We start from the raw sequence: 21,327 nt of genomic DNA, 5'->3' as shown, positions 1-21,327 counted from the left end.
GTTGGTCTGCGGATATGTCGCGGCGATTGTCGCATCGAATCCCCTGCGCACGCGTCGACGCCGATTGCAAATTCCCTCTTGAAATGCGCGGCGGCGGCCACTAATTAAGCGTCGTCGGGCAGTGCCGCATGCAACGCACCGCCCCCGTTATCGACCCCGTGGAGCCACCCGTCGCGCCCGCCGCAGGCGTCGCGCCGTCACGTCTCCCGCGTTCCCTGTTCAGGAGGACCAACATGAGCGGTATCCATCACGGCTACGACTTGTTCGACGAATTCGCCCGCGTGCAGCGGCAGATGGCGAGCCTGCTCGGCGAACGGCCGTCCGGCATCCGTGCGGGGCGCGCCGGCGCGTTTCCCGCGCTCAACGTCGGCGCCACCGACGATGCGATCGAGATCGTCGCGTTCGCACCCGGCATGGCCGCGGCCGACTTCGACGTGTCGATCGACAAGGACCTGCTGACGATCAGCGGCGAGCGCAAACCGGCGCCGCGCACCGAAGGCGACGACGTGCGCACGTATGCGCAGGAGCGCTTTCACGGCGCGTTCCGCCGCGTGGTCGAACTGCCGCGCGACGCGGCCCCCGAGCAGGTCAGCGCCCGCTACGAGAACGGCTGCCTGCTGATTCGCGTCGGTCGGCGCGAAGCATCGAAGCCGCGTGCGATCACCATTCAGTAATCTTCAGGATACCGACATGAACACGAACCCGACCCTGGCCGAACGCCACCCGAGCACCGTTCACGCTGCCGCCGCCGAAGCCGCGCGCCGGCCCGCGATCACCCCGTCCGTCGACATCGTCGAGGACGCGCGCGGCGTCACGCTGCGGGCCGACCTGCCCGGCGTGCCGCGCGAGAACCTCGACGTGAAGGTGCACGACACGACGCTGACGATCGAAGCCGCGACGCAACTCGACACGCCGGCCGACCTGCGCGTGCGACACGCGGAAGTGCGCGCGACGCGCTATGCACGGTCGTTCGTGCTGAGCGCCGATCTCGACACGTCGCGGATCGACGCGAACCTGCGCGACGGCGTGCTGACGCTGACGATCCCGCGCCGCGAGGAAACGCGCCCGCGCCGCATCGACGTGACGGCCGGCAATGCGTAAGGGTCGACGCGTGTGCTGACGCGACGCGCATGAAAATGCCCCGCTCCGGCGTGATGCCGGGCGGGGCTTTTTTGCATCGGGCCGTGCGCGCTCAAACGCACGGACTTCAGATTCAATCGAAATCGAACAGGTCGAACACCGACTTCTTGCGGCGCCGGCCGTCGTGCCGGTATCGATCGTCGTGCGAGCGGCCGTCGCGGCCCCAGCCGTCGTCGCGCTCGCGCGACGCGTGCGCGTCGTGCTGCGCCGGCGCGGCATCGCGGCGAGCCGGCGCGTCGCCGGTCTCGCGTGCGATCAGCTTGTCGAGCTCGCCGCGATCGAGCCACACGCCGCGGCAGGTCGGACAGTAGTCGATCTCGATCGACTGGCGCTCGGCCATCAGCAGGTCGGGCGTCTTGCAGACAGGACATTTCATCGCGTTTCTCCTTTCCGTGCGAATTTCATCCGGATTCCGTACGAGGCGCGCGAACCGGCCGCCGCGGCGGCCGGCATCCCGCGCGCCGGCTCAGTCGCGCGCCACGTGCGCCGCACGCTTCGCCTTCGCGCGCCGCGCCAGCATGTTCATGCCCTCGACGAACGCCGAGAACGCCATCGCCGCATAGATGTACCCCTTCGGCACGTGCGAACCGAACCCTTCGGCGATCAGCGTCATGCCGATCACGACCAGGAACGACAGCGCGAGCATCACGATCGTCGGGTTGCGGTCGATGAAACGCGCGAGCGGCTGCGCGGCGAACAGCATCACGCTCACGGCGACGATCACGGCGACGAACATGATCGGAACGTGCTCGGTCATGCCGATCGCGGTCACGATGCTGTCGATCGAGAACACGATGTCGAGCATCACGATCTGGCCGATCGCGGCCCACATCGTCAGGCCGGCCGCGCCGGCGGCGCCGCCCGCGCCGTCACCGTCGTGCGACACGTGGTGATGGATCTCGGTGGTCGCCTTCCACACGAGGAACAGGCCGCCCGACAGCAGGATCATGTCGCGCCACGAAAACGCATGATCGAACAGCGTGAACACGGGTTCGGTCAGGCTCGCGATCCACGCGACGCTACCGAGCAGCGCGAGGCGCATCACCAGCGCGAGCGCGATGCCGAGGCGCTGCGTGCGGGCGCGCTGCGCTTCGGGCAGCTTGTTGCTGAGGATGGAGATGAAGATCAGGTTGTCGATGCCGAGCACGACTTCCATCACGACGAGCGTCAGGAGCGCGGCCCAGACGGCGGGGTCGGTGGCAAGCGTCAGCAGGTAGTCCATGGGATGGGCCGATACGAAAGTGGAAAGCCCGATGATATGCCGCCCCGTACTTCGGAAAAATCAGCGAGAATCTGACTTTGAGTTCGGTTTTTTCGATATATCGCGCGCCGATGCTGAATTTTCGCCATCTGTACTATTTCTGGGTCGTCGTGAAGGAAGGCGGCTTCGCGCGCGCGGCCGGCCGGCTGGACATGGCCGTGCAGACGATCAGCGCGCAGGTGCGCGAGCTGGAGAAAGCGCTCGGCCACCAGTTGCTGCGCCCGGCCGGGCGCGGCGTCGCGATGACCGACGCCGGGCAGGCCGCCTTTGCGCGCGCGGAAATCATCTTCGAGATGGGCCGGCTGATCCCCGACGACGTGCGCGCGGCGGCCAGCCAGCCGACCGTGCGGCTCGCGGTCGGCCTCGCGGACGGCATCTCCAAGCTCGCCGCGCACGCAATCCTGGCCCCGGTGCTCGACACGCCCACGCTGCGGCTGCTGTGCCACGAAGGCGAGCACGACGCGCTGCTCGCGGAACTCGCGCTGCATCAGCTGGATCTCGTGCTGGCCGGCCAGGGTGCGCCGTCCGGGTCGAACCTGCGCGTGACGAGCGAGCGGCTCGTCGCGTCGCCGGTCGACTGGTACGGGCCCGCAGCGCTCGTCACGCCGGCCGCGCGGCAACGCTTTCCGCACTGCCTGGCCGAGCTGCCGGTGCTGCTGCCGACTGCGCATTCGGCATTGCGCGCGCGTCTCGACCTGTGGCTGGAAAGCGCGCGGATCGTGCCGCGCGTGGCCGGCGAGTTCGAGGACAGCGCGCTGATGGCCGTGTTCGCGACGCGCGGCCTCGGCGTGTTTCCGCTGAGCGAACTCGGCGCGAACGATGCGTCGCTGCTGCGCGGGCTCAGGCGGCTCGGGCGCGCGGGCGACGTGACCGAGGAGATCCACGCGATCCGCTCGCGGCGCGGCGAACATCATCCGCTGACGGCGCAATTGCTGGCCGCGGCGCGCGGCGCGCCGGCCGACTGAAGCGAGCGCGACACCAAACGAAACTATAATGTCGCCCCGGCCATACGAGATGTGCGCCGCATCAATCCGGGCACTCCCCTTGCGCCGCCTCTCGCCGAGCCTTCTGAAAGACGCCATGCACAACCGATTTCGCCTGTTTTCCGTTTCGTGCGCGCTCGCGGCCGCGGCCGTGCTGGCGGCATGCTCGTCGCCGCCCAAGCCGATCTACCAGCAGGAACAGTTCGACGCGACCAGCAGCCCGTATGCGCATACGTTCCACTCGAAATCCGACGCGGCCTGCGAGGCCGCCCGGCGCGCGCTGCTGAGCCAGGGCTACGTGGTGTCGTCGTCGCGCAACGACGCGGTCGACGGCAGCAAGAATTTCCAGCCGAGCAACGACATGCACGTCGTGATCGAGTTTCACGTCGTGTGCGCGGACGCGACGGCGGACGGCGCGTCGAGCATCGCGTACGTGAACGCGGTGCAGGACCGCTATACGCTGAAGAAATCGAATACGTCGGCCAGCGTGGGCTTGAGCGTGTTCGGCTCGCTGTCGCTGCCGATCGGGTCGAGCGACGACGCACTCGTCAAGACCGCGAGCGAGACGATTCCCGCCGGCGTGTTCTATGAACGCTTCTTCACGCTCGTCGACCATTTCCTGAAGATCGACCCGGCGCGCCGCGACCGCGCGACCGTGAAGGCCGCGGAGAAGGAGCCCGTCGCGCCGCTGCCCGAGCCCGCGCCGACGCCGCAGGGCGAACCGATGAAGATGACGACGCCGGTCGTGCCGACGCCGCCCGCGGCGCCGGTGCCGCTGTCGGCGACGGGTGTCGCGCCGGGGTCGGGCGCGAATGCCGTGCCGGCCGCGGCATCGGCCGTCGCGGCGCCGGCTGCGATGCGCGCCGCGGCGCCGACGGCGGCGTCCGGGCCGGTGCCAGCTTCGGGGGCGGCACCCGCGGCCGCTTCTGCGCCTGCGCCGGCTTCGGCTGCCGGCCCGGCGCCTGCATCGACCCCGGCTCCCGCTTCGTCTGCTGCGCCAGCTTCGGCGCCTAAGCCGGTTTCCGGTCCGGCAACCGCGCCGGCACCTTCGTCGACCTCCGGTTCGACGGCCGCGCCGGTTTCCCCGCCCCCGGCTCTGTCGGAGCCGGCAACAGCCGCGGCCACAGCTACGCCGTCGTCGTCCTCGGCCGCGCCTTCGTCAGCGGCATCCACGCCCGCATCGGCATCGGCGCCGTCAAGCGCATCGCCTGCGCCGGCTACCGCCAACCCCGTCGCATCGTCCACGCCGTCCGGCGCGAGCGCACCCATCGCGAATTGATCGCGCTCCCGTATCGTCGCGCCCGGCCGCATGCGGCGCGGCGCGACGACTCGCCTCCCTTCCGCAACGTTCCTGAAGTCGTTTCCGCCCATCCGGCCGTGCGTCGACCGCGCATGGTCGCGCGGGATTGACGGTAAGGCAACGTCGACGCGTGGCGGTTCGCCATGCACGCGCCAGACCCGCCGTCACCGCGCGCGACAATCGCAAGCAATCCGCCGTCTCGCGAGTGCGCTGCTCACCCGCGCACTCGCCTACCGCAACGTCGCGCGCAGCGTCTGCAGATCCTCGGCGGTCGTGGCCACCCCGCCGCAGACGATCACGGCGATGTCCGCGGCCGACGCGAGCACCCGCACCGGCCGCTCCAGCGCGGCCAGCGCCGCGCCGCACGCGGGCTCGACGACGATCCTGTGTTCGTCGAGAAACCGCAGCGACGCCGCCACCGCGTCGGCGTCGGACACGACGACCGGATGGATCGCGTGGCGTGTCGCCCATTCGACCGCCGCGTCGCACGGCCGCTTCGCGCCGAGCGTCGTCGCGATGCTCGAGATGGCCGCCAGTTCGACCGGACGCCCCTGCGCGACCGAGCGCGCATAGCAGTCGGCGCCTTCCGTCTCGGCCGCGACGACCGGCACGTCGTGCCAGCCGTTGCGCGCCAGCCCTTCCAGCACGCCGCACAGCAGACCGCCGCCGCCCACAGCAAGCACGACCGCGTCGGGCTTCGGGCCGGCCGCCGCCATCTCGTCGATCATCGTCGCGTGGCCCTGCCACAGCACGCGATCGTCGAACGGATGCACGAACGCGTCGTGCGCGTCGAGCGCCGACTGCGCGAACGCGTTCGCCTCGGCCCAGCTCGCGCCGTGCACGACGAGTTCCGCGCCTTCGACGCGGATCAACTCGCGCGCCCGCGCCGACGTGCTTTCCGGCACGACGACGCGCACCGGCACGCCGAGCTCGCGGCCGCAGTACGCGACCGCGATGCCCGCGTTGCCGCCCGACGACGACACGAATCGCCGTGCGCCGGCGGCGTGCCGCGCCTCGCAGACGGCGCCGATGCCGCGCAGCTTGAACGAACCCGACGGCTGCAGCGCCTCGAGCTTCAGCCGGATGGTCGTGCCGAGCCGGCGGGATGCGATCGGCGAGCGGATATAAGGAGTCGGGATATGAAGCGGCATGGGACGGAACGCAATGAGGACGGAGGAAACGCACACGACGCGCAACGACGCGCATTCGGCAATGACGGTCATCGTACGGCAGGCCTGCCATGCTTTCCAATACCATCGAATGGCGTTTGCTATGCTTCACAGGCATATCCACACATCAGACCCCACACCGCATGCGCCAGATCGAACTGCGTCACCTGCGCTACTTCGTCGCCGTCGCCCAGGCCGGCAGCGTGATGGCCGGCGCCCGTGCGGCCGGCATCGTCCAACCCGCGCTGTCGCGACAGATCCGCGAACTCGAGGACGCGATCGGCACGCCGCTGCTGAGTCGTCGCGCGACGGGCGTCACGCTCACGGCGGCCGGCACGAGCTTCCTGCACGATGCGACCGGCCTGCTCGCGATGCTGCAGGACAGCCGCGAGCGCGCGCTGCGCAGCGCGGCCGGCCAGCTCGGCGAACTGCGGCTCGGCGCGCTGCCGAACTGCCTGCCGCTGCCGGTGGTCGCGAACGTCCTCAAGGCGTTTCGCGATGCGTGCCCGGACGTGAAACTGTCGATCGCGCCGATGCTGTCGGCCGAACAGGCGAGCGCGCTGATGCGCGGCCAGCTCGACGCCGGGATCATGGCGTGGCGTCGCGAGGAAGCGCCGCACCTGACGGGCGTGCGGCTGCTGAGCGACCGCTTCGTGCTCGCGATGCCCGCGCCGCCGGGCGGCCGCTTCGTCGCGCCGCGCACGCTGGCCGACGTCGCGAACGAGCCGTTCGTCTGGTTCGATGCGCAGCGCTCCGCCGCGCACCACCGGTTCCTGATGACGCAGTGCGAGCAGGCCGGCTTCACGCCGCGCATCGCGCAGGTCGGCAGCGACATCCCGACGCTGATCGGCCTCGTCGCGGCCGGCATGGGCTGCGCGTTCGTGCCGGAAAGCGCGTCGCCGACCTGCCCGCGCACGGTCCGGCTCGTCGCGCTCGACGCGCTCGCGAGCCGCTTCGACATCGAGTTCGTGTTCGACGGTGCGGCGGCGGCCCCGTCGCCCGTCGTCGCGCGGTTTCTCGCGGCGGTCCGCGACGCGGCCGGCGAACCGGGCTGAACGTACGCCGGATGCCTCGCCGCGCGATCGGGCGATGCAACTTGCAGCGCCGGCCGCTGGACGGAATCGCCCTCCGCGATCTCGCCGTTTTCGCCGTTTTCGCCGTTTTCGCCGTTTTCGCCGTTTTCGCTGTTTTCGCTGTTTTTGAGCACTGAACGACGCCGCCGTGCCACCGAAAAATCTTTCAGAACGCCGACGGACGGCGTCACGACGCCGCTATTTTCAAATTGACACCCAAAACGGCCGTTTAACGCCGATTCGAATCGTCCTGGCCCGAAATATACTGCCCGCGCATCCAATTCCTCGTGCCAAAGAGAGGATGCGTTTCCGCCCCGGCCACGGACCCCCTGTGGTCGGGGCTTTTTTCCTGTTGCGCGTCGAGTCACGCCCCACACACGCCGCATTATTGACATGAAATCAAGATAATTTCGTCCGGATGCGGCTTTTTCCGCAAAAGTAATGCAGGCACACTTCGGGCTGTCCTCAATGGCTTCGTGCCGTTGTCCCCCGCTTACAGGAGCCCGCCGCGTGAACCCCACGACTTCCTCTCCGTCCCGTCCGGGCGGCAGCGCCGCGCTGCCGCTGCTGGCGCTCGCCGCCGGCGCGTTCGGCATCGGCACCACCGAGTTCTCGCCGATGGGCCTGCTGCCCGTGATCGCCGACGGCGTGCACGTGTCGATTCCGCAAGCCGGCATGCTGATCAGCGCGTATGCGATCGGCGTGATGGTCGGCGCGCCGCTGATGACGCTGCTGCTCGCGCGCTGGTCGCGCCGCTCCGCGCTGATCGCGCTGATGTCGATCTTCACGATCGGCAACCTGCTGTCGGCCGCCGCACCGGACTACACGACGCTGCTGCTCGCCCGCCTCGTGACGAGCCTCAACCACGGCGCGTTCTTCGGGCTCGGCTCGGTGGTCGCGGCGAGCCTCGTGCCGCGCGACAAGCAGGCCAGCGCGGTCGCGACGATGTTCATGGGGCTGACGATCGCGAACGTCGGCGGCGTGCCGGCCGCGACCTGGCTCGGCCAGATGATCGGCTGGCGCATGTCGTTCGCGGCGACCGCGGGCCTCGGCCTGGTCGCGATCGCCGGCCTGTTCGCCGCGCTGCCGAAGGGCGAAGCCGGCAAGATGCCGGACCTGCGCGCCGAACTCTCCGTGCTCACGCGCCCGGTCGTGCTCGGCGCGCTCGCGACGACGGTGCTCGGCGCCGGCGCGATGTTCACGCTCTATACGTACGTCGCGCCAACGCTCGCCCACCTGACGGGCGCCACGCCCGGCTTCGTGACCGCGATGCTCGTGCTGATCGGCGTCGGCTTCTCGATCGGCAACATCGCGGGCGGGCGCCTCGCCGACCGCTCGCTCGACGGCACGCTGATCGGCTTCCTGTTGCTGCTGATCGCGACGATGGCCGCGTTCCCGCTGCTCGCCGCGACCCACGCGGGCGCCGCCGTCACGCTGCTGGTCTGGGGGATCGCGACGTTCGCGGTCGTGCCGCCGCTGCAGATGCGCGTGATGCGCGCGGCCCATGAAGCGCCGGGCCTCGCGTCGGCCGTCAACATCGGCGCGTTCAACCTCGGCAACGCGTTCGGCGCCGCCGCCGGCGGTGCGGCGATCTCGGCCGGGTTCGGCTACGCGGCGGTGCCGCTCGTCGGCGCGCTGATCGCCGCCGCCGGGCTCGCCCTCGTCATGCTGCAGGTCACGCAGCGCCGCCGCTCGCCGGCCACCGCGAATTCGTAAGCGCGGGGAAGCCCGGACTACCGGGAACCGTCCGCACGCATTTTTACGGCCGCGCCATGCGGCCGTTGTCGTTTCCGGCGCGCGGTCCGGTTCCGACGGCCCGATCAGCGTCCCGCGGCGAACCTGCCGAAGAACGCGCGCGCGTTCGCCTCGAGACTCTCGAGGTGATAGCCGCCTTCCTGCACGATCACCGTCGGCAACCCGAGCGCGCCGATCGCGCGGCCGAGCCGGCCGAACCCGTCGGTCGTGACCGCGACCTGCGATTGCGGATCGTCCTTGTAGATGTCGAAGCCGAGCGCGAGCACGAGCGCATCGGGCTGGAACCGCGCGAGCGCGCGCAGCGCGTCGTCGAGCCGCGCGAAGAACGTCGACTCCGGCGCGCCGTGCGGCATCGGCAGGTTGAGGTTGAAGCCGTCGCCGGCGCCCGCGCCCGTCTCTTCCTCGTAGCCCGCGACGACCGGGTAGAAGTTGGTCGGGTCGCCGTGAATCGATACGTACAGCACATCGTCGCGGCCGTAGAAAATCTCCTGCACGCCCTGCCCGTGATGCATGTCGGTATCGAGGATCGCGACGCGGCGATGGCGGCCGAGCAGCGCCTGCGCGGCGATCGCCGCGTTGTTCAGGTAGCAGAAGCCGCCCGCCGCGTCGCGGCGCGCATGATGGCCGGGCGGCCGGCACAGCGCGTAGGCTTCGCGTGCGCCGTCGTTGACGTCGGCCGCCGCGGCCAGCGCGCCCTGCGCGGACCAGTACGCCGCGCGCCACGTGTTCGCGCCGACCGGGCAACTGCCGTCGGCGAGATAGCGCGCGGCTTTCGCGAGCACGCCGCGCAACGGGTTCGGATCGCGCACGAACACGTTCGACATCACTTCGTCGCCCCAGTCGTCGGGCATCTGCTTCCAGTCGCGGTGCGCATCCTCGAGAAAGCGCAGGTAGTTCATGTCGTGCACGGCCGCGATCGGCGCGGTGCCGCGGTCGGTCGGCTCGCGCACGTCGAAGTCGAGCGACCGGACGGCCGCGACGAGCCGCGCCGCGCGCTCGGGCACTTCCTGCGGTTCGCGCATCTGGCCGCGCGACAGGTAGCTGCGCGGATGGTGCAGCAGTTGTTCGGGATGGAAATAGGTTTTCATCGTCGTCCTCGTCGATTAGCCGGATCAGGCGCCGTGCGCGGCGGCAGCCGCGTCGATGCGCGCCGCGATGCCCGCGCGCGCGAGCACCGCATGGAGCAGCACGTTCGCGCCGCGCGTCACGTCGTCGGGCAACGCATCCTCGGCTTCGTTGTGCGACAGGCCGTCGACGCACGGAATGAACACCATCGCGGTCGGGAAACGACGCGCGAGCAGGATCGCATCGTGGCCGGCGCCGCTCACGATCCGCTCGTGCGTGTAGCCGAACGCAGCCGCGGCCTGCGCCACCAGCCCCACGCAATCGCGATCGAACGGCGTCGCCGGGCTGCGCCAGCAGGTGTCGATCGCCACTTGCACGCCGCGCGCGGCGGCGATGCGGGCGCACGCCTCGCGCAGGTCGCGCTCCATCGCATCGACTTCGGCATCGTCGTGATGACGCAGGTCGACCGTGAACGTCAGCTCGCCGGCAATCGTGTTGCGCGATGCGTGGCGGATGCCGACCTGCCCGATCGTCGCGAGCCCGCGCGGTGCATAAGCGGCGACGATCCGTTCGAGTTCGAGCGCGATCTGCGCACTCGCGAAATACGCGTCCTTGCGATACGGCATCGGCGTCGTGCCGGCGTGCGCGGCCACGCCCGTCACCGTCACGTCGAGCCAGCGGATCGCCTGCCCGCCCGTGACGATGCCGATCGTCGTGCCGTTCGCCTCGAGCACGGGCCCCTGTTCGATATGCGCCTCGAAATACGCGTCGACCGCACCGCCCGTTGCGCGCGTGCCGCGATAGCCGCATGCGTCGAGCGCCGCACCGAGCGTGACACCGTCGGCGTCCCGCTTCGCGAGCGCGTCGTCGAGCGGCAGCGCGCCGGTGAACACGGCCGACCCGAGCATCGCCGGCGCGAAGCGCGCGCCTTCCTCGTTGGTCCACGACACGATCTCGAGCGGCTTGTCGGTCGCGATGCCCGCGTCGTTCAGCGTGCGCACGAGTTCGAGCGCGGCGAGCACGCCGTAGACGCCGTCGAAGCGGCCGCCTTCCGGCTGCGTGTCGAGATGGCTGCCGATCAGCACGGGAGCCGCCTGCGCATCGGCGCCGTCGCGACGCGCGAACAGGTTGCCGACCGCATCGACGCTCACCGTCAGCCCCGCGTCGCGGCACCATTGCGCGAACAGGTCGCGCCCGCGCCGGTCGTCATCGGTGAGCGCGACACGCCGCACGCCGCCGCGCGGCGTCGCGCCGACGCGCGCCATGTCGGCCAGGCTCTGCCACAGGCGGGCGCCGTCGATTTCCAGCAGGTCGTTCATTGGGATTCCGGATCGATTCGTTCGTTGAGGTTCAATGCGAGCCGAGCGCTTCGGCGGCGGCCGGCTGCGCGGCGCGGCGCGCGTCGAGCGCGACGATGCAGAGCAGCGAGATGCCGGCGAGACACGTGTAGAACACCGCGAGCGGCCACCACTGGCCCGTGAAGCGATGCGCGAGCCACGTGCCGACGAGCGGCGTCAGGCCGCCCGCGATCGCGCCGCAAATCTGGTAAGCGAGCGAGATCGCCGAATAGCGCACGTGGGCGGGAAACACGTCGCTGACGAAGCCCGCGATCACCGAATAGAAGCCGGCCATGCAGACGACGGCGAGCGCGATGCCGGCGATCAGCGACGCCGACGTGCCACCCTGCACGAGCATGAACATCGGATACGGCGACAGCATCGCGAGCAGCGCCGCGAGCTTCAGGAAGCGTGCGCCGCCGATGCGCTCGGCGATCCACGCGGCGAGCGGCTGCGCGAAGAACTGGATGATCGCGACCGCGAACAGGCTGTCGAGGATCAGCGAGCGCGACACGCCGACGTACTGCGTCGTGTACGCAATCATGAACGTGTTCGTGAAATAGACGCCCGCGATGCCGATCGTGTTCGCGCCGATGCAGAGCAGCACGAGCCCCGACGCGGAACGGAACACTTCCGCGACCGGCAGCTTCACCGTGCGGTTCGCTTCCTTGACCCGCGCGAACTCCGGCGACTCGTTCACGCCGAGCCGGATCAGGATGCCGACCACGAGCAGCACCGAACTCGCGAGAAACGGCAGGCGCCAGCCCCACGCGAGGAAGTCGGCCTTGTCCATCGACGTGACCGCGCGGAATGCGATCAGCGACAGGATCAGCCCGGCCGGGCTGCCGAGCTGCGCGAACGATGCGAAAAACGTGCGGCGCCCCTGCGGCGCATGCTCGCCCGCCATCAGCACCGCGCCACCCCATTCGCCGCCGACCGCGATCCCCTGCACGACCCGCAGCGCGACGAGCAGCACCGGCGCGAGGACGCCGACCTTCGAATAGGCGGGCAGCAGCCCGACGCAGACGGTCGCGACGCCCATCATCATCAACGTCGTCATCAGCGCCTTCTTTCGGCCGATGCGGTCGCCGAGATGGCCGAAGATCACGCCGCCGAGCGGACGCGCGAAGAAGCCGACCGCGAACGTCGCGAACGACGCCATCGTGCTGACGAACGGGTCGTGCGACGGGAAATAGAGTTCGCCGAACACGAGCGCGGCCGCGGTCGCGTAGATGTAGAAGTCGTACCACTCGATCATCGTGCCGATGAACGCGGCCGTCGCGGCGCGTGCCGGCTGGCGGGCGGAAGGAAGGGACTGAGTCATGCGGGCTCCTGACGCGCGCCGCGGCGGAGCGGCACGCACTATCGTGAGGACGGCCGTCTGTCGCGGCCTCGCGCCGCACGCTGCGGCGCCCCCCTTTATCGGTGGCCGCAAATCATTAGTCAAATTTCAAGTTATTATTCTCTATATAAATTCAACTAATGCCTGCCCGCCGCCCGCCCGGAGACCCGATGCGCCCCGACCTCGCCCCGTTCCTCAACGATCGCCTCGACTGGAACCTGCTGCGCACCTATCTGGTGATCATGCAGGAGCGCAGCGTGAGCCGCGCGGCCGCGCGCCTGCACGTCACGCAGCCGGCCGTGAGCCAGGCGCTGCGGCGGCTCGAGGAGACGCTCGAGCGCCGGCTGATCGAGCGGCGCGGCGCGCACTTCGCGCCGACGCCGGCCGGCGAAGCCGTGTACCGGATCGCGAGCGACATCTACGGCGGCATCTCGCGCCTCGAAACCGAAATCGACGACAGCACCGCCGACCTGACCGGCTCGATCCGGCTGCTGACGGTGAGCCGCATCGAATCGCCCGTCTACGACGAATTCCTCGCGGATTTCCATCGCGCGTATCCGCGTATCGATCTGCAGATCGAAGTGATGCGTTCGTCGGACATCCTGTCGTCGCTGCTGCAGAAGACGGCCACGGCCGGGCTCGGCCTGTGCCGCACGCCGCACGACAAGCTGGAGATGCGCTGCTTCCTGCGCCAGCGCTATGCGATCTACTGCGGCCGCCATCACCGGCTGTTCGGGCAGACGCAATTGCGGATGGACGATCTGCTCGCGGAGAATTTCGTGTCGTTCACGAGCGACCAGATCGGCGACAGCCTGTCGCCGCTCACCGTGTTTCGCGACCAGAAGGGCTTCACGGGGCGCATCGTCGCGTCGTCGCCGAGCCTCGACGAAGTGCGGCGGCTGATCTTCGCGGGCTATGGCATCGGCTGCCTGCCCGAGCACATCGTACGTGACGACATCGCGCAGCAACGGCTGTGGCGGTTGCCGCCCGACGACGGGCTCGTCGATGTCGACGTGTTCCTGCTGTGGCATCGCGACCGCAAGATGAATGCGGCGGAGCATGCGTTTCTCGACGCGATGGAGCGCTGCATGCAGCGCTACTCGCTCGCGGAGCGGCTGGGGAAATGATGACGCGGGTGCGCCCGATGCACGCGCCGGGCGCACGCGGCCCGGCGCATTGCGTGCGTCAGAAGCGATGCACGATGCCGAGTTGCACGCCGCGCGCATTCGCGCCCGGGTACGCGAGCGGCAGGCCGGGGTTTGCCGCGCCGGCAAGCGTGTAGTCGGCCTGGTTGCGGTTGCGCAGGTACGACAGCGCGCCGTAGAAGCTCGTGCGCTTCGACAGGTCGTACTCGTACATCAGTCCGAGCTGGTCCGCGTTATTGCGTTGCGACGACTGGTCGTGCAGGTACGCGTAGCCGAGCGCGATAGCGTTCGCCGGGTTGATCTGATATTTGACCGACAGCCCGTACACGCGCGAATCGATTCCGAGGTCGGCCCACTTCACCGCGGAGAACCCGCCGTAAACGGTGGCCTTGCCGATTGCGTACGATGCGCCGGCCATGATCGTGCGATCCGTCGTGGTCGCCGCGGCGTTCTTCAACCACTGGCCCGCGACGAATGCGCCGAACGGGCCGTGTTCGTAGGTCAGGTCGAACTGCCGGCTGGAGCCGGCCGAGCGCACGCCGCCCGCGTCGCCGAACCCGAAGTACAGCCCGCCCTGGAAACCGGCCATCTCCGGGCTCTGGTACGACAGCGTATTGCTCGTGCGGAATGCGAACACGGTCAGGTTGTCCATGCCGGACGCCTGCGTGACGCCGCCGAACGCATCCTGCCCGCCCTGGTCGTTGAACAGCGGCGAATTCTGCCGGCCCGCGCGCACCTTGCCCCACTGCCCCGCGATGCCGACCCACGCCTGCCGGTTGAACATCGTGCCGGCGCTCGCGAGCGAGCCGTCGTTCGGGTTGAAGCCGTTTTCCAGCGCGAACTCGATCTTCTGGCCGCCGCCGATCTCTTCGCCGCCCTTCAGCCCGAACCGGCTGCCCCACTGGCCGCCCGAGTTGATCGCGGCCGTATAGCCGTTGCCCGTGTTCACGTATTGCGCGAATTCGTCGATCACGCCGTACAGCGTGACGCCGTCCTGCGCGAGCGCGGCGTCCGAACCGGCGACGCAAGCGGCCGCGACGGCCATCCGAAGACCGGCATGCACCGGTCGCGCCCAGGAACGATGTCCTCGTGCGTTCATTTTATTAGTCCTGCTATTCAATGAAAGGAGAATGGAACGACGCCGGGCACGATGGTCCACCATGCCGGCATCGCGGATAACGAAGAGGATGTGCGGTGCGGTTGCCGGTCGCGCCGGTTCGGCGCGTCGGGCCGCTCAGGCCGGCGGCAGACCGGCCCGACGAACGACGTGATACGTCGGTGTCAGACCTCGCCGCGTTCGAGCGGCAGGATCAGGCGTTCGGGAATGCTGCGTCGCGACGCGCGGGCGCCGACGTAATACAGCACGGCCGGCACGACGAGGCCGAGGATCCACGAGATGTCGGTGCCGCCGAGCGCATCGACGAGCGGCCCCGTGTAGATGTGCGTCGACATGAACGGCAGTTGCACCAGGATGCCGACCACGTAGATCGTGATCGCCATCACGTTCCAGCGACCGTAGCGGCCGTCGGGATCGGACAGCGCCGGCACGTCGTAGCGCGAACGCGTGAAGCAGTAGTAATCGACCAGGTTGATCGCGCTCCACGGCGTGAAGAACGCGAGCAGGAACAGGATGAACGCGGTGAATTCCTTCAGGAACGAATGACGGCCCGCGAGCGCGATCAGCGTCGATACGCAGATCATCCCGAAGATGTACACGAGGCGGCTCTTCGACGATACCGCGCCCTTGCCGCGAAAGCCGCTGACGATCGTCGCCATCGACATGAAGCTGCCGTACGCGTTGAGCGCAGTCACCGTGACCTTGCCGAACGCGATGCTGAAGTACAGCAGCGCGGCCACGGCGCCCGTCGAGCCGAGGCCGACGATGTACGACACCTCATGGTGCGCGAACTGGCTGCCGGCCAGCGCGGCCGCGAACACGCCGAACACCATCGCCGCCTGCGCGCCAATTACCGAACCGAGGCCGACCGCGAGAAACGTCGCCACCGACGACGTCGAACGCGGCAGGTAGCGCGAATAGTCGGCCACGTACGGGCCGAACGCGATCTGCCACGACGCGGACAGCGACATCGCGAGCAGGAAGCTCGCGAGCGAGAAATGCTTGTTCGCGAGCAGCGCGCCGACGTCGTGGTTCGCGAACAGCTGCGCGAACATGTAGACGAACGCGACGATGCCGACCACGCTCGCGATCCGGCCGACGAAGTGGATCGCGCGATAGCCGAACACGGTCAGCACGACGATCACGGCCGCGAACAGCAGGATGCCGGCCGCGTCGTCGACGTGCAGCAGTTGCGCGACGGCCTGCCCGGCCAGCACCGAGCCGCTCGCGGAAAAGCCGATGTACATCAGGCACACGAGCACGATCGGGATCATCGCGCCATACACGCCGAACTGCACGCGGCTCGAGATCATCTGCGGCAGCCCGAGCTGCGGCCCCTGCGCGCCGTGCAGCGCCATCACCGCGCCGCCGACGAGCTGGCCGAGCAGCAGCGCGACCAGCGACCAGAACACGTCGCCGCCGAGCACGACCGCGAGCGCGCCCGTGACGATAGCCGTGATCTGCATGTTCGCCGACAGCCACAGCGTGAACTGGCTCAGCAGGCCGCCGTGGCGCTCGGCGTCGGGAATGAAGTCGATCGAGCGTACCTCGATCAGTCCGCCGGCTTTTCCACTGGAATTCGTTGACACGGGTCAATCTCCAAAATACTCAGGACCACACAGGGTTTGAACAGGACAGGAAGCTGCGAGCCGCCCTTTCGGCTCGACGGATGCGGGGCGCCGTGGATCGCCGGCATGCGCCACGCACGCACGGTCTGCACGCTGGCGCGCAAGCGGCACGACGTGTGCCGACATTGCCAGCGGATGATCTTGTATATACAACTTGCGAGATATCGGTGATTACCCGGAATCAATCGATTTTCGAAATCGTCCGAGAGATCCGTGCACGTCCGGGCGATTTCGCCGCAAGTCTGGCGTTGGAAAAATGAAAGGTCAGGCGCTGGATGAAATGACTGCCGGGATGGACATCGTGCACGCCGCGCTCGCCGAGCAGTTCGGCACGCTCGACGGAAACGCAGACGAATGGCCGGACGGGCGCACCCGTCCGCGCCGTATCAGACCAGTTGGTCGGATGCGACGACCTGCACGCCCGGCCGTGCGTCGATTGCCGCGTCGAGCAACGCGCGCGCAATCCGCGGCGCGGGATTCACGCGCCACTTCGCCGGCAGCACCGGCGCGGCGGCGCTCAGCGCGAACGCGAACAGCCGCTCGCCGAACCGGAATTCGTCGCGGCTACCGCCGATCAGGCCCGGCCGCACGCAAGTGAGCGAATCGAACCCGACGCCGGCGAGCGCCTGCTCGACCTCGCCCTTCACGCGGTTGTAGAAGATGCGCGACGCAGCATCGGCGCCGAGTGCGGAATTCAGCACGTAGGTCGACGTGCCGTGCCGGTGCGCGAGCCGCGCGACCGCGAGCGGATAGTCGTGATCGACGCGCCGGAAGGCCGCCTGCGAGCCGGCGGCCCGCATCGTGGTGCCGAGCGTGCAGATCACGGCATCCGCGTGCCACCAGTCGCCCGTGTCGGGCAGATGGTCGAAATCGACCTCCAGTGCGCGCATCTTCGGATGCGGCGTCAACGGCCGGCGCGCGAGGACGATCACCTGGTCGACCCGCGCATCGGCCAGCGCGACGTCGAGAACGTGGCGCCCGACGAGTCCGGTCGCGCCGACGAGCAGCAGTTTCATGTCTCGTGCTTCCGTGTGGAGCCTGCGTTGGCGGACCCGAAGCGGCCCGGTTTCCGGCTATCGACATGATCGTCGGCTGACGTGGCGTCGACAACCCTCCGCTCGTCTCGAAAAATTACGGCGCTGTCGGGTGCGGTCCCGCGCGACCGAATGTCGACTGAAACAACATGACGTTCATCAGACGCCGCAAGCGCCGCCGATACGTGCGTGACGTACCGGCGGCGCCCCGTCAGGCAATTACGTCAGACATGCAGCGCATGTCCGAGCGCGCGCAACGCCGCTTCCTGCAGCGCCTCGCCGAGCGTCGGATGCGCGTGAATCGTGTCGCCGATGTCCTCCAGCCGCGCGCCCATCTCCAGCGACTGCGAGAACGCCGCGGCCAGCTCCGACACCCCGCGCCCGACCGCCTGCCAGCCGACGATCAGGTGATTGTCGCGCCGCGCGACGACGCGCACGAATCCGTCGGTCGCCTGCAACGTCATCGCCCGCCCGTTCGCGGCGAACGGGAACGATGCGCTCAGGCAATCGACGCCAGCCGTGTGTGCATCGTCCGGCGACCAGCCGGCCGTCACGATCTCGGGATCGGTGAAGCACACGGCCGGGATCGACGCGGGCGTGAATTCGCGACGCCGGCCCGCGATCAGCTCGGCCACCATCTCGCCTTGCGCCATCGCGCGATGCGCGAGCATCGGCTCGCCCGCGACGTCGCCGATCGCCCAGACATTGCGCATCGACGTGCGGCATTCGTCATCGATCCGCAGCGCGCGGCCGTTGCGATCGAGCATCAGCGTCTCGAGCCCGAACCCGTCGACGCGCGGCCGACGGCCCACGGCGACCAGCACGCGGTCGGCCGGCAACGTCTGCTCGGCGCCATCGGCTGCCTGCACGCGCACCGCGCCGTGCGCGTCCAGCCCGAGCACCTTGTGGCCGAGCCACAGCCGCACGCCGAGCCGCGCGAGCGAATCGGCCACCGGCCGCACGAGTTCGGCATCGTACGCAGGCAGCACGCGCTCGGCCGCTTCGACGACGCTGACGTCGACGCCGAGCTTCCGATAGACGGTCCCGAGTTCGAGCCCGATATAGCCGGCCCCGACGACGACCAGCCGCTTCGGCAGCGTCGCGGGCGACAGCGCGTCGGTGGACGACACGACGTGCCCGCCGAACGGCATCGACGGCAGCTCGACCGGTTCGGAACCGGTCGCGAGCAACAGGTGTTCGCAACCGATCCGCACCGTATGGCCGCCGCCGACGACTTCGACGGTCTTGCCGTCGATCACGCGCGCTTCGCCGTGCAGCACGCGCACGCCGTTCTTCTTGAGCAGCGTGCCGACGCCGCGCGTCAGACGATCGACGATGCCATCCTTCCATGCGACGCTTCTCGCGATGTCGATCTCGGGCGTGCGCACGCGGATGCCGAGCGCGCCTTCGCCGGCATGACCGCACGCCTGTTCGAACGCGTCGGCCACGTGGATCAGCGCCTTCGACGGAATGCAGCCGATGTTCAGGCAGGTGCCGCCGAGCCGGTCGCGTTCGACGAGCACGGTCGGAATGCCGAGCTGGCCCGCGCGGATCGCGGCGACGTAGCCGCCCGGGCCGCCGCCGATGACGAGCAGTGTGGTGTGTTCGTTCTTCATCGGCTCACTCCACGAACAGCAGCGCCGGGCGTTCGAGCACCGCGCGCACGGCCTGGATGAATTCGGCCGCGTCCGCGCCGTCGACGACGCGATGATCGAACGACGACGACAGGTTCATCATCTTGCGCGCGACGATCGCGCCGTCGCGGATCATCGGCCGCTCGACAATCCGGTTCACGCCGACGATGCCCACTTCCGGATGATTGATCACAGGCGTCGACACGATGCCGCCGAGCGCGCCGAGGCTCGAGATCGTGATCGTCGACCCGCTCAGCTCGTCGCGGTGCGCGCGGTTCGCGCGCACCGCGTCGGCGAGCCGCGCGATTTCGGCGGAGATCGACCACACGTCGCGCGCTTCCGCATGACGCAGCACGGGCACCGTAAGGCCGCCGTCCGTCTGCGTCGCGACACCCATGTGCACCGCGCCGTAGCGCGTGACGACGCCCGCTTCGTCGTCGAAGCGCGCGTTGATCTGCGGGAAGTCGCGCAGCGCGATCACCATCGCGCGGATCAGCAGCGGCAACGGCGTGAGCTTGCCGCGCGTGTCGCCGTGGCGGCGGTTCAGTTCCGTGCGCAACGATTCGAGTTCGGTCACGTCGATTTCCTCGACGTAGCTGAAGTGCGGAATGCGGCGCTTCGCTTCCTGCATCTTGCGCGCGATCGCGCGCCGCAAGCCGATCACCGGCACTTCGGTTTCGTCGTGGCGTTCGTTGTAACCGCGCGGTTGCGCCCCTCGCGCCGAACCGCCGCCGGTGCGCGCATACGCATCGAGATCCTCATGCAGGATCCGCCCGGCTTCGCCGGTGCCGCGCACGTAGCGCAGCTCGATGCCCATGTCCCATGCACGCTGGCGCACGGCCGGCGACGCGAGCGGCCGTTCGCCCGGCGCAAGCGCCGCGCGCGGCTGCGCGGCCGGTTCGTCGCGGCGCGGTTTCGCCGGTGCGCGATGCGCGGCGGGCTGCACCGGCGGCTCGGCCGGCACGTCCGCCACCGGCTTCGCCGGCGCCGCCGCCGCGACCGGTGCGGTTGCTACCTTTGCTTCCCGCACCGGTGCCGCGGCCTTCAGGTTGCCGTCGCCTTCGACTTCCAGCCGAATCAGCTCGCTGCCGACCGCCATCATCTCGCCGATCCGGCCGCCCAGTTCGATCACCTTGCCCGTCACCGGCGACGGAATCTCGACCGCCGCCTTGTCGGTCATCACGTCGGCGAGCGGCTGGTCTTCGTTGATCGTCTGCCCGACTTCCACATGCCAGGCCACCAGCTCGACCTCGGCGATCCCTTCGCCGATATCCGGCATCTTGATGACATGAATCCCCATCTCACGCCTCCATCACGCGTCGCAACGCTTCACCGACCCGGGTGGGCCCCGGAAAGTACGCCCATTCCTGCGCATGCGGATACGGGGTGTCCCAGCCCGTCGTGCGCTCGACCGGCGCTTCGAGGTGGTAGAAGCAGTGTTCCTGGACCAGCGACACGAGCTCCGCGCCATAGCCGCAGGTACGCGTCGCCTCGTGCACCACGACGCAACGCCCGGTCTTGCGCACCGACGCGACGACCGTGTCGAGATCGAGCGGCCACAGCGTGCGCAGATCGATCACTTCCGCGTCGATGCCCGTCTCCTCGGCCGCGGCGAGCGACACGTGCACCGTCGTGCCGTACGTCAGCACCGTCACGTCGTTGCCGGGCCGCACGACGGCGGCCGTATCGAGCGGCACCGTGTAGTAGCCTTCCGGCACCGCGCTCGCCGGATGCTTGAGCCACGACGTGACGGGCCGTTCGTGATGGCCGTCGAACGGCCCGTTGTACAGCCGTTTCGGTTCGAGGAAGATCACCGGATCGTCGTTCTCGATCGACGCGATCAGCAGCCCTTTCGCGTCGTACGGATTCGACGGCATCACCGTGCGCAGCCCGCACACCTGCGTAAACATCGCTTCCGGGCTCTGGCTGTGCGTCTGCCCGCCGTAGATGCCGCCGCCGCACGGCATCCGGATCGTCATCGGCGCGGTGAACTGGCCGGCCGAGCGATAGCGCAGCCGCGCGCCTTCCGACACGATCTGGTCGGATGCCGGGTAGAAATAGTCGGCGAACTGGATCTCGCAGACGGGCCGCAATCCGTACGCGCCCATCCCGACCGCCGCGCCGACGATCCCGCCTTCGGAGATCGGCGCATCGAACACGCGCGATTTCCCGTATTTGTTCTGCAGTCCTTCGGTACAGCGGAACACGCCGCCGAAATAGCCGACGTCCTGCCCGAACACGATCACATCGCTGTCGCGCCCGAGCATCACGTCCATCGCGGAGCGCAGCGCCTGGATCATCGTCATCGGCTGCGTGGCCGTCCCTGTCTCGTGTTGCGCCATGA

19 protein-coding genes are annotated in these 21,327 nt (G+C 69.0%); 7 read left to right on the top strand and 12 right to left on the bottom strand.

Features of this window, described 5'->3' with window-relative positions; translation table 11 throughout:
* The first annotated feature begins 233 nt into the window (after positions 1-233).
* The gene (locus KR541_RS05910; protein ID WP_050015166.1) at positions 234-674 is read left to right on the top strand and encodes an Hsp20/alpha crystallin family protein; all 441 of its coding nucleotides are present in this window, start codon (positions 234-236) and stop codon (positions 672-674) included.
* A gap of 16 nt (positions 675-690) precedes the next feature.
* Positions 691-1,101 (top strand): Hsp20/alpha crystallin family protein, encoded by a 411-nt coding sequence (locus tag KR541_RS05905; protein ID WP_089488313.1) that lies wholly within the window; start codon positions 691-693, stop codon positions 1,099-1,101.
* A 112-nt stretch (positions 1,102-1,213) separates the two neighbouring features.
* Here KR541_RS05905 and KR541_RS05900 read toward each other — a convergent pair whose 3' ends face one another.
* Complete coding sequence (locus KR541_RS05900) at positions 1,214-1,516, bottom strand: TFIIB-type zinc ribbon-containing protein (protein WP_089488312.1); 303 nt, start codon at positions 1,514-1,516, stop codon at positions 1,214-1,216.
* A gap of 90 nt (positions 1,517-1,606) precedes the next feature.
* Positions 1,607-2,362: a TerC family protein gene (locus KR541_RS05895; protein WP_089488311.1), complete on the bottom strand. Its 756-nt coding sequence runs from the start codon at positions 2,360-2,362 to the stop codon at positions 1,607-1,609.
* A 110-nt stretch (positions 2,363-2,472) separates the two neighbouring features.
* Between KR541_RS05895 and KR541_RS05890 the strand changes: the two genes are divergently transcribed.
* Both KR541_RS05890 and KR541_RS05885 read left to right on the top strand, forming a co-directional pair.
* On the top strand, positions 2,473-3,366 hold the full coding sequence (locus KR541_RS05890) for a LysR family transcriptional regulator (RefSeq protein ID WP_216089409.1): 894 nt from the start codon (positions 2,473-2,475) through the stop codon (positions 3,364-3,366).
* 115 nt (positions 3,367-3,481) lie between these two features.
* A complete protein-coding gene (locus KR541_RS05885) occupies positions 3,482-4,663 on the top strand; it encodes a DUF2242 domain-containing protein (protein WP_216089408.1) in 1,182 nt (393 codons plus the stop codon).
* A 251-nt stretch (positions 4,664-4,914) separates the two neighbouring features.
* On the opposite strand, the gene KR541_RS05880 is transcribed toward KR541_RS05885, so the two are convergent.
* Complete coding sequence (locus tag KR541_RS05880; protein WP_089488628.1) at positions 4,915-5,835, bottom strand: pyridoxal-phosphate dependent enzyme; 921 nt, start codon at positions 5,833-5,835, stop codon at positions 4,915-4,917.
* Positions 5,836-5,996: 161 nt separating this feature from the next.
* On the opposite strand from KR541_RS05880, the gene KR541_RS05875 reads away from it, so the two are divergent.
* Together KR541_RS05875 and KR541_RS05870 are read left to right on the top strand one after the other, a co-directional pair.
* Complete coding sequence (locus KR541_RS05875) at positions 5,997-6,908, top strand: LysR family transcriptional regulator (protein ID WP_213346001.1); 912 nt, start codon at positions 5,997-5,999, stop codon at positions 6,906-6,908.
* A gap of 528 nt (positions 6,909-7,436) precedes the next feature.
* Positions 7,437-8,642, top strand: a complete 1,206-nt coding sequence (locus KR541_RS05870; RefSeq protein ID WP_089488309.1) for an MFS transporter — start codon at positions 7,437-7,439, stop codon at positions 8,640-8,642.
* A gap of 104 nt (positions 8,643-8,746) precedes the next feature.
* On the opposite strand, the gene KR541_RS05865 is transcribed toward KR541_RS05870, so the two are convergent.
* From KR541_RS05865 to KR541_RS05855, 3 genes are read right to left on the bottom strand one after another with little or no spacing between them, the layout of a single operon-like run.
* Entirely contained in the window at positions 8,747-9,769 is a 1,023-nt protein-coding gene (locus tag KR541_RS05865; protein WP_050015152.1) for a histone deacetylase family protein, read from the bottom strand.
* A gap of 24 nt (positions 9,770-9,793) precedes the next feature.
* On the bottom strand, positions 9,794-11,065 hold the full coding sequence (locus KR541_RS05860; protein ID WP_050015150.1) for a Zn-dependent hydrolase: 1,272 nt from the start codon (positions 11,063-11,065) through the stop codon (positions 9,794-9,796).
* Positions 11,066-11,096: 31 nt separating this feature from the next.
* The gene (locus tag KR541_RS05855; protein WP_050015149.1) at positions 11,097-12,407 is read right to left on the bottom strand and encodes an MFS transporter; all 1,311 of its coding nucleotides are present in this window, start codon (positions 12,405-12,407) and stop codon (positions 11,097-11,099) included.
* A 188-nt stretch (positions 12,408-12,595) separates the two neighbouring features.
* Between KR541_RS05855 and KR541_RS05850 the strand changes: the two genes are divergently transcribed.
* Entirely contained in the window at positions 12,596-13,552 is a 957-nt protein-coding gene (locus KR541_RS05850) for a LysR family transcriptional regulator (protein ID WP_050015147.1), read from the top strand.
* Positions 13,553-13,610: 58 nt separating this feature from the next.
* Here the strand turns inward: KR541_RS05850 and KR541_RS05845 are convergent, their stop codons facing one another.
* The 6 genes from KR541_RS05845 to KR541_RS05820 all read right to left on the bottom strand — a co-directional run bounded on the left by KR541_RS05845 (position 13,611) and on the right by KR541_RS05820 (position 21,325).
* A complete protein-coding gene (locus KR541_RS05845; RefSeq protein ID WP_050015145.1) occupies positions 13,611-14,669 on the bottom strand; it encodes a porin in 1,059 nt (352 codons plus the stop codon).
* Between the two features lie 182 nt (positions 14,670-14,851).
* Positions 14,852-16,276 (bottom strand): purine-cytosine permease family protein, encoded by a 1,425-nt coding sequence (locus KR541_RS05840; protein ID WP_050015144.1) that lies wholly within the window; start codon positions 16,274-16,276, stop codon positions 14,852-14,854.
* A gap of 425 nt (positions 16,277-16,701) precedes the next feature.
* The gene (locus KR541_RS05835; protein ID WP_216089407.1) at positions 16,702-17,331 is read right to left on the bottom strand and encodes an NAD-dependent epimerase/dehydratase family protein; all 630 of its coding nucleotides are present in this window, start codon (positions 17,329-17,331) and stop codon (positions 16,702-16,704) included.
* 242 nt (positions 17,332-17,573) lie between these two features.
* Positions 17,574-18,965: a dihydrolipoyl dehydrogenase gene (lpdA, locus tag KR541_RS05830; protein ID WP_050015140.1), complete on the bottom strand. Its 1,392-nt coding sequence runs from the start codon at positions 18,963-18,965 to the stop codon at positions 17,574-17,576.
* Positions 18,966-18,969: 4 nt separating this feature from the next.
* Positions 18,970-20,283 (bottom strand): dihydrolipoamide acetyltransferase family protein, encoded by a 1,314-nt coding sequence (locus KR541_RS05825; protein WP_124557246.1) that lies wholly within the window; start codon positions 20,281-20,283, stop codon positions 18,970-18,972.
* A 1-nt stretch (position 20,284) separates the two neighbouring features.
* Positions 20,285-21,325 carry an alpha-ketoacid dehydrogenase subunit beta gene (locus tag KR541_RS05820; RefSeq protein WP_124629991.1) on the bottom strand — a complete coding sequence of 347 codons (1,041 nt, stop codon included), beginning with the start codon at positions 21,323-21,325 and terminating at the stop codon, positions 20,285-20,287.
* Positions 21,326-21,327: the final 2 nt, after the last annotated feature.

Origin of the sequence: Burkholderia sola (assembly GCF_905400185.1) — a bacterium.
Lineage (GTDB): Bacteria > Pseudomonadota > Gammaproteobacteria > Burkholderiales > Burkholderiaceae > Burkholderia > Burkholderia sola.
Note: the sequence above shows the minus strand (reverse complement) of the source record. Positions and strands in the feature narration are given on the sequence as shown.